The sequence below is a fragment of the uncultured Shimia sp. genome (assembly GCF_947498095.1).
Taxonomy (GTDB): domain Bacteria; phylum Pseudomonadota; class Alphaproteobacteria; order Rhodobacterales; family Rhodobacteraceae; genus Shimia.
In genome coordinates, this window is the sequence record NZ_CANMJE010000010.1 from 19,145 (window position 1) to 33,751 (window position 14,607).

Genomic DNA, 14,607 nt, shown 5'->3' on the forward strand with positions numbered 1-14,607 from the left:
TGGTAGATTCGAAATCTTCTGCCCCACGAGGATAAACAAATGCCCAAGTACCGCGACAGCTTACCCCAGATGGGCGAGACTGTTTTTCTGACCTACGTGGGCATGGAAACCGATCTGATCTTTACCAAGGGCGTCGATTTACCAGGTTTTGCCTCATATCCGTTGCTGGAAACCGAACAAGGGCGGGAAACCCTTCGTGCCTATCTTCGCGACCTGATGGCTGTCGCGCGCGCGTCAGGTTTGGGCGTTATTTTGGAAAGTGCGACGTGGGTGGCAAACGAGGATCGCGCGGCACCTCTCGGCTATTCACCTGATCAGTTGGTTGAGCTGAACAAGGCGGCCATTGAGCTAATGGCAGAACTGCGCCAGGCCGAAGGAGATCTTCCAACCGTGATCAGCGCCAATGTCGGGCCACGGGATGATGCCTATGCGCCGAGCGCGCAAATGGATGCGACTGAGGCCGAGGCCTATCACGAAACCCAGTTGGCGACGTTGGCGGAGACAGACGCGGACCTTATCAGCGCCTACACGCTGGCGTATCCGGCAGAAGCGATTGGTCTCGTCCGCGCCGCGCGCAAATTCGCGCTACCGGTCATCGTTTCCTTTACGGTCGAAACTAATGGACGCTTGCCCACAGGAGAGTCGCTTGGGCAAGCGATTGAAACCGTGGACAAGGCTACTGATGGGTATGCCAGCTATTTCATGATCAACTGCGCACATCCTGATCATCTTGCGACGACGCTAAACGATGCCGGTGGGATGTCACGTGTAAAGGGGATCGTGGCCAATGCCTCGCGGTGCAGCCATGCCGAACTGGATCAGGCAACGGAGCTAGATTCTGGCAATCCTGAAGAGTTGGGACAGCAGTTGGCTGACATTCGCCGCAGGCACCCTCAAATCTCGATTGTTGGAGGGTGCTGCGGTACGGATATGCGCCACATGACGCATATCGCAAAGAACGTCGGTTAAAAATCAGAGGCTAGCCGCCAGTCGCGTACCCTGATCGATGGCGCGTTTGGCGTCCAACTCGGCGGCCACATCAGCACCGCCAATGACGTGGCATGTCACACCTTTTTCCTCAAGCGCATCCGCGAGGGTCCGGTTTGGCAATTGCCCGGCGCAAATCACGATGTTGTCGACGTCGATGACTTGTGGGTTCTCACGCGCCTCACCAAAGGAGATGTGCAGCCCATCGTCGTCTATCTTTTCGTAGTTCACACCACCCAGCATGTTCACGTTTTTCATTTTGAGCGCGGCGCGGTGGATCCAACCGGTGGTTTTACCCAGCCCCTTGCCCAGCGCCTTGGCCTTGCGCTGCATCAGTGTGACTTCGCGCGCCGCCGGGTGGGGTTGTGGCCCTTCCGGCGCAAGACCCCCACGGGTTTCCTCGGGATCACCAACGCCCCATTCCTTCATCCAGTCCGGCAGGTTCTCTGTCAGGCTCTCACCTTCGTGAACCAGAAACTCAGAGACATCAAAGCCGATGCCCCCTGCCCCGATGACAGCCACGCGTTTGCCAACAGGTTTCTTATCGCGAAGGACGTCGAGATAGCTCAGCACTTCGGGGCGGTCGCTGCCGGGAATACCCGGGTCGCGCGGCACGATACCGGTGGAGATGATAACCTCATCATAATCCGCAAGGTCATCGGCGGTGGCCGTTGTCCCCAGTTTGACCGTGATATCTGAGGCTGCAATCTTGGCCTCGTACCAATCGACAAGCCCCCAGAATTCCTCTTTGCCTGGGATCTGCTTCGCGACGTTCAGCTGACCTCCCAACTTGTCCGCGCGATCAAACAGGGTGACCTTGTGACCACGCTCTGCCGCCGTCACTGCAGTTGAAAGACCGGCGGGACCTGCACCAACAACCGCCACTGTCTTGGGCGTGTCTGCGGGCGCGATGGCCAACTCCGTTTCGTGGCATGCGCGCGGATTGACGAGGCATGACGTCAGCTTGCCGCCAAAGGTGTGGTCCAGACAGGCTTGGTTACAGCCAATGCACGGTGCGATCAGGTCGGCCTGACCCGCCGCGGCTTTGTTCACAAAGTCAGCATCCGCAAGGAAAGGACGCGCCATAGATACCATGTCGGCGCAGCCTTCGGCCAAGACGTCTTCGGCGACGTCAGGCATATTGATCCGATTCGAGGTGATAATCGGAATGTCCACCTTGCCCATCAGCTTCTTGGTTACCCAGGCAAAGGCGCGGCGCGGCACCGAGGTGGCAATCGTCGGGATGCGTGCCTCGTGCCAGCCGATACCTGTGTTGATGATGGTTGCGCCCGCCTCTTCAACCGCCTTGGCAAGCACGACGACCTCTTCGTGGGTTGAGCCATTGGGAATGAGATCAATCATCGACAGACGGTAGATGATGATAAAGTCCTCTCCCACGGCTTCGCGGCAGCGGCGCACCACCTCAACCGGCAGACGCATGCGGTTTTCATAAGAGCCGCCCCAACGGTCGGTGCGCTTGTTCACATGGGTAACAAGGAACTGGTTCAGGAAGTATCCTTCCGACCCCATAATCTCGACACCGTCATACCCAGCTTCGCGAGCCCGCACTGTTGCGGTGACGAAATCCAGAATTTGTTTTTCAATACCTTCCTCGTCCAATTCTTTGGGCGGGAACGGAGAGATCGGAGACTTCACCGGTGAGGCTGAAACACACTCCGGACCATAGGCATAGCGACCCGCGTGCAGGATTTGCATCGCGATCTTTCCACCGGCCTCATGGACGCGATCCGTCACAACTTTGTGGTTGGCGATATCCTGATCGTTGAACAGCCCGGCCGCACCTGGAAACACACCGCCCTCTTTCGAAGGAGCCATACCGCCGGTCACAATCAACGCCACCCCGCCACGCGCCCGTTCAGCATAAAACTCGGCAACGCGGTTCCAGTCCTTGGTCTCTTCGAGGCCTGTGTGCATAGACCCCATCAACACACGATTTTTCAGGGTGGTAAAACCAAGGTCAAGCGGCGCGAGCAGGTGCGGATAATCGGTCATATGGGCCTCCAGAAATTTGCTTTACCAAAACGTAAAGCAGCGACCTTGTCATTTGGAACGCGGCGTCAAGCCGAACGGGGGACGCTGCGTAAAACAAGGTCTACGCATCAAATCACACTCTCTAAGCCAGTCAAAGTGTGTTTGGGGTGGCCCCCTTATCGCTGTCTTGGCACAATGTCAGTTGAAACAAGGGGACGCGCATGTCTGACTATGGTGTTTTTTCACTGACCGGCAAAACCGCACTGGTGACGGGTTCTAACAGTGGTCTCGGGTTCGAGGCCGCCCGGCTGTTGGCCGAGGCAGGTGCCAAGGTCTGGGTCAACGGGCGGGATCATCAGGCAACTGAACAGGCCGCTCAGGCAATCTGCGACGCAGGAGGCGATGCCACAGCGTTGCCATTTGACGTCGCGGATGAAGATGCCGTGAATGCCGCCTTTGAACAGATTATCAACACGGGCGGGTTGGACATTCTGGTCAACAATGTAGGCATGCGCGACCGTCGTGCATTGGCAGAGTTTTCTAAGGCTGACCTGCAGCGCCTCTTGGACGTGGACCTGATTTCCCCATTTCGACTATGCCAACGAGCCGCAGCCATCATGCCCAACGGCAGCCGGATCGTGAACATTTCTTCAATTGCAGGGTTGCTCGCTCAGGCAGGCGACGCGGCCTATACCACGGCCAAGGCCGGTATTAACGGCTTGACCAAAGCCTTGGCTGCAGAGTTGGGGCCAAGGGAAATCACTGTCAACGCCATTGCACCTGGTTTCTTCAAGACAACTCCGAACCTCGCCAATGCTAAGAATCCGGCCATTGCCCAGCGCCTCGAGGATGCGACCTCGCTGGGCCGGTGGGGGGAACCGGCAGAGCTGGCGCCGGCCGTTCTGTTTCTGGCCTCACCCGCAGCAAGTTATGTGACCGGGCAGGTTCTGGCGGTGGATGGTGGATACACAACGCACTACTGAGGCTTGACGAAAAGCTGCAGTGGGCCATCCTGAAAGTAACCACAACAAAGGACCTGCCATGTCGTCCCTGATCCGCCAGATTTGTCTTGTTTTATGCCTTTCGCTCGTGAACTCGAGCGTTCACGCAGATGATGCCGCTCCGATCGGTGAAGCGATCTCAGACTTGCCGCTGTTTGATGCCCACATGCACTACAAGGAACCCGCATGGGACGCCTATCCGGTGGACAGTGTTATTGAATTGATGGATCGCAACGGCGTGGCCATGGCGCTGGTGTCTTCAACACCTGACGAGGGCACGATCATGTTGTGGGAGTATGCCCCAAACCGGATTGTTCCCGAATTGCGCCCCTACCACGGGGACGTCGGGTCTTCGAACTGGGCCAAAGCCAAAAACATGCAGGCATATCTGGAGAAACGCCTCAACACCTACCCACATGAAGGCATTGGCGAATTTCACATCCACCGCCTCGACACCAGCGATGAGCCGCTGTTTCGCGAAGTGATCCGGATGGCGCGCGAGCGTGACATCTATTTGCATGTGCATAGCGGCACGGAACCGATACGCTGGCTCTACAGTCTTGATCCAGAGGTCAAGATCATCTGGGCCCATGCGGGCCTCGGGGAAAGGGCGCCGGCGATTTACGATCTCATGGCAGAGTATCCCGATCTTTTGGCAGACACGTCACTCAAGGAATACTCGATCCTGAGCGGCGGTCAGCTCAACCCGGATTGGAAGGCGATCATCTTTACGTTTCAAGATCGGTTGATGATCGGCAGCGATACATGGGTCAACGGGCAATGGGACGACTACGACGCTATCATGCAGTCAAATCGCAAGTGGTTGTCGTTCCTGCCGCGCAAGGTGGCTGAAAAAATCGCTTACAAGAATGCCGAACGCTACTTTGGTCGTGACATCTCGAACACGTTGATAGGCACACGTTAGGCGGCGCTACATCGTTTCTACGCAATGACGCCGAAAGGCGCGTTTGAGCATGTCCAACTCTGCCCGCAAAAGATCCATTTCGGATCTGATGTCGTCGGCCAGCACTTCGCCAGAAATCATGGTGATCTTGTCCAATAGCGCTCCCGAATCCCCGTCACTTATGAGGAAGGTCTGAACCCCATCCGCAATCGCCTCGGTCGGAATTGGGATACGAACGACCCAACGATTTTGCGGCGCATCTTCTTTTACCTGCACCCCATGAACGGGTGAATCCAAAAACGTCACGCGAAGGTTCGGCGCAGCGCTGCCAGTTCCGGCACGCGTCAGCACTCCTTCCCAGATACCTTCGAATAGTCGGGTCTTGGTCAGCGTCCAATCACTCATTGTCGGGTCTCCTAGAATTCTGCCCGTGGGCGGCGGCTGATTGTGACATCGCGAAGGATGATCTGGTTCATCTCGGGCCCTTCAAAAATCAAATCAATCCAGGCCTTTTCCACACGTTTTTCATTGAGCTTCGAATAGGCCAGATCAAACTCGACCATGATCTCTTCTTCGTTGAGCGGCAGCTCTCGTACGATCTGTTCCGTGTTTGGACCATGTTTGATGTTGAGACGGGCAAAAATTTCCAGCGGTTTTTCAAGCTCTACAATCGTGTCCAGCCGGATCAAGTGATTGCGTTTCAAACCATCCACCGCCGGTGCAGGCAGATCAACGACGAGCGACAGGAACGACCCGTCAAACCGGAAAACATCAAGCCGTAGACCAAACGGCGCCAAATCCGCCTCGCGCGTGTTGCGCAGTTGGCGCATGGTCAGCTCGGAGACCCGGCAATCATGGAACAGTGTGACCTCATCGCCCAGCATTTCACGGTTTGGTGCCGACGACACTCCGGGACGATCCAGCGGTGCGCGCCACAGCTGCGGGCGCCACGCCCAATCTGTGCCATGGGGCTTGTGAAAGGCATTTGAGCCGATTTGAGGCAAAGCCAAACGGCTTTCGGAAATAGAGATCAACGTGTTCAAGTGTTGGCGCAGCTTGCGGGCGCGCTGACGCTGAAATCGCAGGGTGCCAAGATTGGTCTCGGACGCAACACGAGCATTTCGCGCCCAATAGCGCGCCAACCCTTTCTGATAGAGTCGTTGAACGAACCCTGTCTTACCTTGCCCCATACACACACTTCTCCGCTTCAGATGCCGTTTCCATACGCGAAACAATACCCGGTGGTCTTTTTCATTATGTATCGGATTGGTTTGCACGAAACAAACAACCAATGGCAGTTGTCGCGCATTTTATTCAAATCGTTGCAGTCACTTGTCCTACACGACGATGCGCCCTTGCCGGAACGACAAAAAACGGGCAAGCCGATGTCATGAGCCGTTATCGATTGCACGAAGTTCTGGTTGCCCATGCACGCCCCTCTGCCGGTGTTGGTCGTCTTTTGGCAGGAATCGCGCTGATTGTGGCTGGGTTTTTCATGCTCAGCCTTGTGTATTTTCGACTGCTCGAACAGCTACCGGAATGGGATCTTATCCTGAATGAACTGTGGGATGGTCGCACACCGCGTGCTTTGTGGATCATGCTGGCGAATTTCTGGCCGCTGCTATTGGTGTTGGCGGTTGTCTTGCAGATGCTTCACGCGCGGACATTGATGACGCTGATTGGGCCTCGCATCCTTTTCATGCTGGACTTTCGTCGTGTGTTGCGGCCCCTCATTCTGCTGTTTCTCGTGATGGCCCTGTTACCAGCCCCCGAGGCAATGACACCGATCAGGAACATGGATTTTTCGGCCTGGTTGGTTCTCGCGCCCTTTTCCCTTCTGTTGATCCTGATCCAGGTTGGTACTGAAGAGCTGTTGTTCAGGGGCTATTTGCAAAGCCAGCTGGCAGCACAGTTTCGCTCTCCGCTGGTGTGGATGGTTTTGCCGTCGCTGTTGTTTGGTGCTCTGCACTTTGAACCCGCGACTTACGGCGCCAACGCTTTGCCGCTGGCCATTTGGTCGACACTTTTTGCGCTTGCCGCGGCAGATCTGACAGCCCGCTCGGGTAATCTTGGTCCAGCCATTGCTTTACACCTGGCCAACAACGTTAGCGCAATGCTGATTACCTCGACCCAAGGCTATTGGGATGGTGTTGCCCTTTACGTCGTACCGTTTGGACCGCAAGATACGGACCTGATGCGGCAGGTTTTGCCACTAGAAGGCCTGATGGTTCTATGTTGCTGGCTGATTGGGCGCATCGCGATACGGCGCTGATTGCATTTCCTGACGTGGCGTCTTATCTGACGACAAACCGTTCTTTACGGCCAGACATGAGAAGGATTGCGCATGAACTGGATCACCAACTATGTCCGCCCCCGGATCAACTCGATCTTTTCGCGTCGGGAAACGCCGGATAATCTGTGGTCGAAATGCGATGAATGCGGCACGATGCTGTTTCACCGTGAGTTGTCGAGCAATCTGAACGTTTGCACACAATGCGGACACCATATGGCCATCACCGCACGCGACCGGTTCATTGCCCTGTTTGACGGTGGCATCTTCACCGAAGTTGACGTGCCGGCCCCGACCGCCGATCCGCTGCAATTCCGCGACCAGAAGAAATATCCCGAGCGGATGAAGGCAGCCCAGAAAAAGACCAGCGAGAAAGAGGCCATGCTTGTGGCCGAAGGCGAGATCGGACGTACCCCGATTGTTGCCGCCTGTCAGGACTTTAGCTTTATGGGCGGGTCTATGGGCATGTATGTGGGCAACGCGATTATCGCGGCCGCACAACGTGCAGTTAAGCTAAAGCGCCCTTTGGTTCTATTCTCCGCCGCTGGTGGCGCACGCATGCAGGAAGGCATCCTATCTCTGATGCAGATGCCACGCACCACGGTCGCCGTGCAGATGCTGAAAGAAGCAGGCCTGCCGTATATCGTTGTTCTGACCCATCCGACCACGGGTGGTGTGACCGCGTCCTATGCCATGTTGGGCGACGTGCAGATTGCTGAACCCAATGCACTGATCTGTTTCGCGGGACCACGAGTGATCGAACAGACCATTCGCGAAAAACTGCCCGAAGGATTCCAACGCGCTGAATATCTGTTGGACCACGGCATGTTGGACCGCGTCACGCCACGCACCGAGATGCGGGACGAATTGATCACCATCACTCGAATGCTGCTGGGAATGCCTCCGGCCGTGAAAGGTGATCTGCCGTCGCCCGAAGCCGTTGAAAAGGCCGAGGCCGAGGCCAAATCGGGCACGTCAACGACAGACGAGAGCAAAACGGCCAAGAAAAAGTGAGCATGCAAACATCGGACGCCATCCTCTCGCGGATGATGGCGCTTCACCCGAAAATCATCGACCTGACGCTGGACCGTGTCTGGCGTTTACTGGACGCGTTGGACAACCCGCAAAACCGCCTGCCACCGGTGATCCACATCGCCGGCACCAATGGCAAGGGGTCAACGCAATCCATGATCCGTGCGGGATTGGAAGGTGCGGGCCACTCGGTACACGCCTATACCTCACCGCATCTGGCGCGCTTTCACGAGCGCATCCGGCTGGCTGGAAATCTCATTTCCGAGGACGACCTGGCAGCCATTCTGGATGAGTGTTACGCCAAGAACAGCGGCGTCGACATAACCTATTTCGAGATCACGACCTGTGCGGCCTTGTTAGGTTTTGCGCGGACTCCGGCAGACTATACGCTGTTAGAGGTTGGGCTGGGTGGCCGCTTGGACGCAACCAATGTGATCGACTCACCTGCGCTGACAATCATCACGCCGGTCTCGATCGACCACGAACAGTTTCTCGGAAACACATTAGCCAAGATCGCTGCCGAGAAGGCCGGCATCATTAAACGCGGCGTGCCCTGTGTGGTAGGGCCACAACAAGACGAAGCGCTTGAGGTGATCGAGGCGACGGCCATGCGGCTAGGGGCGCCTTTGCTTGTGCATGGGCAGCATTGGCACGTCTCGCAGGAACACGGACGGTTGGTCTATCAGGACGAGGCCGGTTTACTTGATCTGCCATTGCCCGCGCTGCGGGGTGACCACCAAATTCAAAACGCAGGCGCTGCGATTGCGGCCTTGCGTCACCTCGGTGCGGATGAAGCCGCTTGCGAGGCGGCGATGACAAATGCCGAATGGCCCGCGCGCATGCAACGGCTGCGGCATGGCCCGCTGACTGAAGCGGCTCCAGAGATCGAGTTGTGGCTGGACGGCGGGCACAATGCTGCGGCGGGCTTTGCACTCGCCAAAGTTCTTGCCGATTTGCCCAAGCGGCCAACGCATCTGATCTGCGGCATGCTGAACACAAAGGACATCTCGGGATACCTCGAACCATTGGCAGCCCAGTCTGATAGCCTGACCGCAGTGTCCATTCCGGGCGAGGCAAACACCTTACCCGCGCATGAAACAGAAGCCGCCGCAAAAGCCATTGGTATGAAAGCACAGTCTGCAGACACAGTGGCGCAGGCGCTGTCGGACATTTCGAAAGCAGACCCAAAAGCACGGGTCCTGATTTGTGGATCGCTCTACCTTGCGGGCGCAATCCTTCGCGAAAACGGCTGACAACCCACGAGCCGCAAAGAAAAAACCGAATCAAATCAAGTGATTCGGCGTTCTGCGAATCACGCCCCATTGACTGATTCGAATCACCCCGCCTATAGTCAAAAAAATTTCGGGTTTCCCTGCGAAGCATAAGCAAACAAACGGGAAACTTGTTACGGATTATCGGGACAGGCAGGCAGGTAAGAATGGGGGGTGCAGGGGCACCCCCCTAACAATTCGCGCAGACCGTTTTGAAAACTCTCAGGCTGCGTCCTGTCCCCAGCTTTCGTCCTGCATTTCGCGTAGTCGGCTGGCAGTGCGCTCAAACTCAAACATGCCTTCTCCTTCGATGTAGAGCATCTCGGGTTCCGACGCCGCAGAACAGATCAGCCGCACCTTGGCCTCGTAAAGCGCATCGACCAGGATCACAAAGCGTTTGGCTTCGTTAAAGTTATGCCGCGACAAACGTGGAATATCTTCCAAAACCAAGACCTTGATCGCATCGGCAATCGCCAGGTAGTCACCGGGCCCCAGCATTGTGCCGCACAAATCAAAAAAGCTGGCTCGCGCCACACCATTTCTAAAAGCGGGCAAAACAACACTGCGCCCCTTTACGGTCAGCGTCAGCGGCTCTGCTGCCCCACCTGTCAGGTCCTGCCAAATCGCTTGAATGTCCGAGCGTGCCTCGTGCCCCGCCTGAACAAAATAGACCTGGTTCCCCTGCAGTCGGTTTTGGCGATAGTCATTGGGGCTGGCCAACTCCCAGACGGTCAGGCGCTCTTTGATCAGCGCTATGAAAGGCAGGAAAAGCTGTCGGTTCAAACCGTGCTGATAGAGGTCATCCGGTACACGGTTTGATGTGGTGACAATCACGACACCTGCCTCAAACAGCTGTTCGAACAGACGTCCAACAATCATCGCATCCGTAATGTCTGTGATCTGCATCTCATCAAACGCCAGAACCCGCACGGACTGAGCAACAGATTGGGCGACGGGCTGGATCGCATCTTCGACGCCGCGCTGACGGGCTTCGTGCATGGCGCCGTGGATTTCCTGCATAAAGGCATGAAAATGCACGCGACGCACCGGCGCGGTCAGCGAGTCGACAAACAGGTCCATCAGCATGGACTTACCACGCCCCACACCGCCCCACAGATACAAGCCATCGATCTGTTCCGGGGCCGACTTGCGAAACCAGCCCTTTTTGACAGGTTTCTCGACCTCGGCCCGGATCCGTTCAAACTCGGGCAGAACCGCCTCTTGAGCGTCGTCGTAGTGCAGCTCTCCGGCAGCCACCTTGGCGGCATATATCTCGGGCAGTGTTTCCATCACTCTCCCTTATCCAATACGCGGCCATGAGAAAAGATGCTCGTGACGGAAGTTGATGAGGCGGTTCACAAATCTTGAATTGACCCGGCACGTACCCAGGATCATTCTGCCATTTGCGAGACAGGAGAGCTTTATGCAAGCGCGCACGCCCCTCTTTACGCCGGTGTTAATCGTCGGTTGTGCAATCATCTTGGTATCTTTTGCGATCCGGGCCAGCTTTGGCGTGTTTCAGATTCCGATCGCAGAAGAATTTGGGTGGCTGCGCGCTGAGTTTTCTATGGCGATTGCCATTCAGAACCTCGCTTGGGGGATTGGTCAGCCGATCTTTGGGGCGATTGCAGAAAAGATCGGGGACAGGCGCGCAATTGTCCTGGGCGCTTTGGTTTATGCTGCGGGGCTCGTGCTGTCCTCGTTTGCGGTTACGCCCGAGGCCCATCAGTTTTACGAAATTCTCGTTGGCTTTGGCATTGCGGGGACCGGGTTTGGCGTGATCCTCGCTGTCGTGGGCCGCGCGAGTTCGGACGAGAACCGCTCAATGTCGCTGGCAATCGTCACAGCGGCGGGTTCTGGTGGTCAGGTTGTTGGGCCACCGGTGGCTGAATGGATGCTGAGCATGGTAAGCTGGCAGACAACCTTTGTGGTGTTCGCGGCAGCGATCCTTGCAACGCTTTTGCTGCTACCTGCCATGCGCGCGCCTGCTGCAACAAAGTCCGAGCTTGAGGAAAGCATGGGCACCATCCTGCGGCGGGCATTTCGTGATCCATCTTATACCTTGATTTTCCTCGGGTTCTTTTCATGTGGCTATCAACTCTCGTTTGTCACCGCCCATTTCCCGGCCATGATCACCGAGATGTGCGCGGCGGTTGACCCTTCGGGCATTCTTGCCTCAATCGGAGTCACAACAACCTCGCAACTGGGGGCGATTGCGATCTCGCTGATTGGTTTGGCAAATATCGCGGGCACTCTGTTCGCCGGTTGGCTGGGCAAACGATACTCCAAGAAATATCTCTTGGCTGGCATCTATACGCTCAGAACCATCATTGGCGCGGGCTTTATCCTGATGCCGATCACGCCGACCAGTGTCGTCATCTTCTCGGTGGCAATGGGGTCACTCTGGCTGGCCACAGTGCCACTGACCAGCGGCTTGGTCGCCTATATTTACGGGCTGCGCTACATGGGCACGCTTTATGGCATCGTGTTTTTCAGCCACCAGTTGGGCAGCTTCCTCGGCGTTTGGCTGGGCGGGCGCATGTATGACGCCTTTGGCGATTACACGGTGGTCTGGTGGATCGGTGTGGGCGTTGGTGCCTTCAGCGCCATCGTACACCTGCCGATCCGTGAAAAACCGCTGGTGGGCGCAACCGCCTAGTCCATCAAAAGCTTTGGTGACAGCACGTCCCACATTGCATTGGTATGCGTGTAGATCAGCCCATGACCGGCCTCTGGAATCAAGATGTGCTGGGCCATTGGGTTCCACTGCGCCAGACGATCTTTGCACGAGATCGAAATGACATCATCAGTCCCCCCCCAAATTGCCAGAACAGGCAGCTTAAAATCGCACAGACTGCGGTGATCTTCTTTCAACGGAGAGGCCAAAACACCGCGAATACTGGACAAAATCGAACGTAAATACCCCCGCCAGCGCAGTTCGTCCAATTGGCGATCCACGATGCCCGGCACGGTTGATGACAAGCCGCGTTCAGCCTCGATCCCCCTGCGCAGAACCCGCGGATAATTCATGTGAAACAACCAGTCGCCAATCAGAGGAACAGATTTGGTGAGCCGCGCACTCAGACCCAGATCATGCCCCATGCCTGCAGGCACACACAGAACCAATTGACGTACGCGGTCAGGGTGTTGGGCGGCAAAGCAGGTTGCGACTGCCGACCCCATTGAGTTGCCAAACAATGTCACTTTGCCTTCGATTTCTTGGTCGCGCAAAATCTGTGACAGCATGGATGTGAAGAAGGCTGACGTCTGCCGGCCCCTTGGTCGATCAGACAAGCCACGCCCATAAAGATCGAAACTCAGAACTCGAAACCCTTGGGCAACCAGCAGAGGGATCAATCCGTCCCAAACAAAGGACGGTGTGGTCAGCCCATGAACGCAGACTGCGATCGGGCCATCCTTAGGGCCATGCCATCTGTAATAGATCCGCCCATCCGACAGTTCTGCGAACTTGCCTTCTGGATCGACCGGTTGCCTTTGAGACACCGGTTTGCGGACGACTTCCCGGATCACCGGGAGTGCGGCTGCGGCGCCAAGAGCATAGGCCCAAAAGGTCATTCTGCCTGAAAACGGTTGAGAATATAGGTGCTGGTCATCAGATCCAGATGCGCGCCGCCACCGTTCTTAAACAGCGTGATTTCATCGTCTGATGTGCGCTGAAACTTGTCGATTGAATAATAGTCCGCCAGCACATCCTCTTTTGAAATCACACCGTTCGCGATCGGTGTTTTGTACTCGCCGATATGATCCACGGTGGTCGCGTAACTGTCAGCAAACAAACGCGCGCGTCGCAATGCCGTGTCGTCGGTTTCGCGCATGTCCGGACGGTATGCGCCGATCAGATCAATGTGCTGCCCTGGCTGGAACCAATCACCGCGCAAAAAGGGTTCCGTGGACATCGTGGCCGAGGTGACGATGTCTGCTTCGCCGACCGCAGTCTCCAAGTCCGTGGCCACAGACAGGCCTTCGATCTCGGAGGCCATCTTTTCAGCGTTCGAAATGGTTCGGTTCCAGACGGTGAAACTGGCTTGCGGGAAGGCTGTTTTGTAAGCGGCTTGCAGGTTCCGCCCGACGGTACCAGCCCCGACGATCAGAATTTTGCGGCTGTCTGGTCGCGCCAGTTTGCGGGCCGCCAAAAGGCTGTCGCCAGCGGTTTTCCATTTGGTCACAAGATGGAAATCAATTAGGGCTGAGAGAATACCGGTGGCATCGTCGAACAACGTCACGGCCCCATGTATCAGCGGTAAATCCTTTGCCGGGTTATCCGGATAGATCGTGGCAGATTTCACTGCGATTCCAAGACCATCAATCCATGCCTGACGCTGTAAAAGCGTGTCTTTTCCGCGGTAGAGCAAGCTGTCTGAAATCTCGGCTTTGGGCAGCTTGTGGCCCGCCTCAATCGCGTCCGTGAGGCCAAGCCAGTCGAGATCTTTTTCCCCAGCCTCGAAATCGATAATCGTGGTCATCTTGCATCCTCTTCGGATAGGAGCCCTTCGGCCACCAACCGGGCCGCCCAGCCTTGTGGCCCGTCAAACAAATGAGTCTTCCAGCCTCGGTCCGAAGCTGCCGCCACATTTTCAGCGCGATCATCGGCAAATAGCAAGCGCTGAGGCGGTATTCCGCAGTCAGTTTCAACATGTGCGTAGATGGCTGGATCGGGTTTGATGAGTTTCAAGCGACCGGATACATACTCCCGGTCGAACAGTTTGAGGAATGGAAAGGCATTCTGCGAACGCGGAAAGTTATCGTGGCCAAAATTCGTAAGCGTGAAGACAGGCACCTCTTTCCGCACGAGCGCTTCTAACAAGCGTACAGAGTGGGGAATTGCGGGTGCGGCCAAGTCGTCCCAGTTGTCATGCCACATTAGGATTTCATCGCGCCATTTTGGATGGGCATTTGCCAAGGAATACATAACGTCCTTTAGGGATTCACCCTCATCCACCTTTTGATGCTCTTCATGTAGTGGCACTTCGTCGAAAAAGGCTTTGCGTCGCGCATGCCCGATGACGCGGTCATAAAACGTTTCTGGTTGCCACTCGATCAGCACATTGCCGATATCAAAAATCACCGCCTCGATGGTCATTCCCGCCTCGCACAGTTTGGGTCATTGCG

General features: G+C 56.2%; 14 protein-coding genes. 7 read left to right on the forward strand and 7 right to left on the reverse strand.

All coding sequences use genetic code 11. The annotated features are described in order from the left end of the window. Positions 1-39 precede the first annotated feature (39 nt). On the forward strand, positions 40-969 hold the full coding sequence (locus tag Q0932_RS16095; RefSeq protein WP_299355415.1) for a homocysteine S-methyltransferase family protein: 930 nt from the start codon (positions 40-42) through the stop codon (positions 967-969). A 3-nt stretch (positions 970-972) separates the two neighbouring features. Here the strand turns inward: Q0932_RS16095 and Q0932_RS16100 are convergent, their stop codons facing one another. Further along, the gene (locus tag Q0932_RS16100) at positions 973-3,000 is read right to left on the reverse strand and encodes an NADPH-dependent 2,4-dienoyl-CoA reductase (protein WP_299355418.1); all 2,028 of its coding nucleotides are present in this window, start codon (positions 2,998-3,000) and stop codon (positions 973-975) included. 200 nt (positions 3,001-3,200) lie between these two features. On the opposite strand from Q0932_RS16100, the gene Q0932_RS16105 reads away from it, so the two are divergent. Both Q0932_RS16105 and Q0932_RS16110 read left to right on the forward strand, forming a co-directional pair. Continuing rightward, positions 3,201-3,962 (forward strand): SDR family oxidoreductase, encoded by a 762-nt coding sequence (locus Q0932_RS16105; protein ID WP_299355421.1) that lies wholly within the window; start codon positions 3,201-3,203, stop codon positions 3,960-3,962. A 58-nt stretch (positions 3,963-4,020) separates the two neighbouring features. Further along, on the forward strand, positions 4,021-4,905 hold the full coding sequence (locus tag Q0932_RS16110; protein WP_299355424.1) for an amidohydrolase family protein: 885 nt from the start codon (positions 4,021-4,023) through the stop codon (positions 4,903-4,905). A 6-nt stretch (positions 4,906-4,911) separates the two neighbouring features. Here Q0932_RS16110 and Q0932_RS16115 read toward each other — a convergent pair whose 3' ends face one another. Beyond that, complete coding sequence (locus Q0932_RS16115) at positions 4,912-5,289, reverse strand: hypothetical protein (protein WP_299355427.1); 378 nt, start codon at positions 5,287-5,289, stop codon at positions 4,912-4,914. Positions 5,290-5,300: 11 nt separating this feature from the next. Next, on the reverse strand, positions 5,301-6,074 hold the full coding sequence (locus tag Q0932_RS16120) for a DUF6478 family protein (RefSeq protein WP_299355430.1): 774 nt from the start codon (positions 6,072-6,074) through the stop codon (positions 5,301-5,303). A gap of 200 nt (positions 6,075-6,274) precedes the next feature. Between Q0932_RS16120 and Q0932_RS16125 the strand changes: the two genes are divergently transcribed. The 3 genes from Q0932_RS16125 (at position 6,275) to Q0932_RS16135 (ending at position 9,459) form a co-directional block, all read left to right on the forward strand. Beyond that, the gene (locus Q0932_RS16125) at positions 6,275-7,156 is read left to right on the forward strand and encodes a CPBP family intramembrane metalloprotease (RefSeq protein WP_299355433.1); all 882 of its coding nucleotides are present in this window, start codon (positions 6,275-6,277) and stop codon (positions 7,154-7,156) included. A gap of 72 nt (positions 7,157-7,228) precedes the next feature. Next, positions 7,229-8,188 carry an acetyl-CoA carboxylase, carboxyltransferase subunit beta gene (gene accD / locus Q0932_RS16130; RefSeq protein WP_299355436.1) on the forward strand — a complete coding sequence of 320 codons (960 nt, stop codon included), beginning with the start codon at positions 7,229-7,231 and terminating at the stop codon, positions 8,186-8,188. Positions 8,189-8,190: 2 nt separating this feature from the next. Then, positions 8,191-9,459 (forward strand): folylpolyglutamate synthase/dihydrofolate synthase family protein, encoded by a 1,269-nt coding sequence (locus tag Q0932_RS16135; protein ID WP_299355439.1) that lies wholly within the window; start codon positions 8,191-8,193, stop codon positions 9,457-9,459. Between the two features lie 240 nt (positions 9,460-9,699). Here the strand turns inward: Q0932_RS16135 and zapE are convergent, their stop codons facing one another. Beyond that, on the reverse strand, positions 9,700-10,767 hold the full coding sequence (gene zapE / locus Q0932_RS16140) for a cell division protein ZapE (RefSeq protein WP_299355441.1): 1,068 nt from the start codon (positions 10,765-10,767) through the stop codon (positions 9,700-9,702). A gap of 133 nt (positions 10,768-10,900) precedes the next feature. Here zapE and Q0932_RS16145 point away from each other — a divergent pair, with 133 nt between their 5' ends. Continuing rightward, entirely contained in the window at positions 10,901-12,136 is a 1,236-nt protein-coding gene (locus Q0932_RS16145; RefSeq protein WP_299355444.1) for an MFS transporter, read from the forward strand. Here the strand turns inward: Q0932_RS16145 and Q0932_RS16150 are convergent. The 3 genes from Q0932_RS16150 to Q0932_RS16160 are packed head-to-tail and all read right to left on the reverse strand — an operon-like array spanning position 12,133 to position 14,578. Continuing rightward, a complete protein-coding gene (locus tag Q0932_RS16150) occupies positions 12,133-13,053 on the reverse strand; it encodes an alpha/beta hydrolase (RefSeq protein WP_299355447.1) in 921 nt (306 codons plus the stop codon). The genes Q0932_RS16145 and Q0932_RS16150 overlap by 4 nt on opposite strands. Further along, the gene (locus Q0932_RS16155; RefSeq protein ID WP_299355449.1) at positions 13,050-13,961 is read right to left on the reverse strand and encodes an ornithine cyclodeaminase; all 912 of its coding nucleotides are present in this window, start codon (positions 13,959-13,961) and stop codon (positions 13,050-13,052) included. The genes Q0932_RS16150 and Q0932_RS16155 overlap by 4 nt, the downstream gene beginning before the upstream one ends. Further along, positions 13,958-14,578, reverse strand: a complete 621-nt coding sequence (locus Q0932_RS16160) for an HAD family phosphatase (RefSeq protein WP_299355452.1) — start codon at positions 14,576-14,578, stop codon at positions 13,958-13,960. The genes Q0932_RS16155 and Q0932_RS16160 overlap by 4 nt, the downstream gene beginning before the upstream one ends. Positions 14,579-14,607 lie beyond the last annotated feature (29 nt).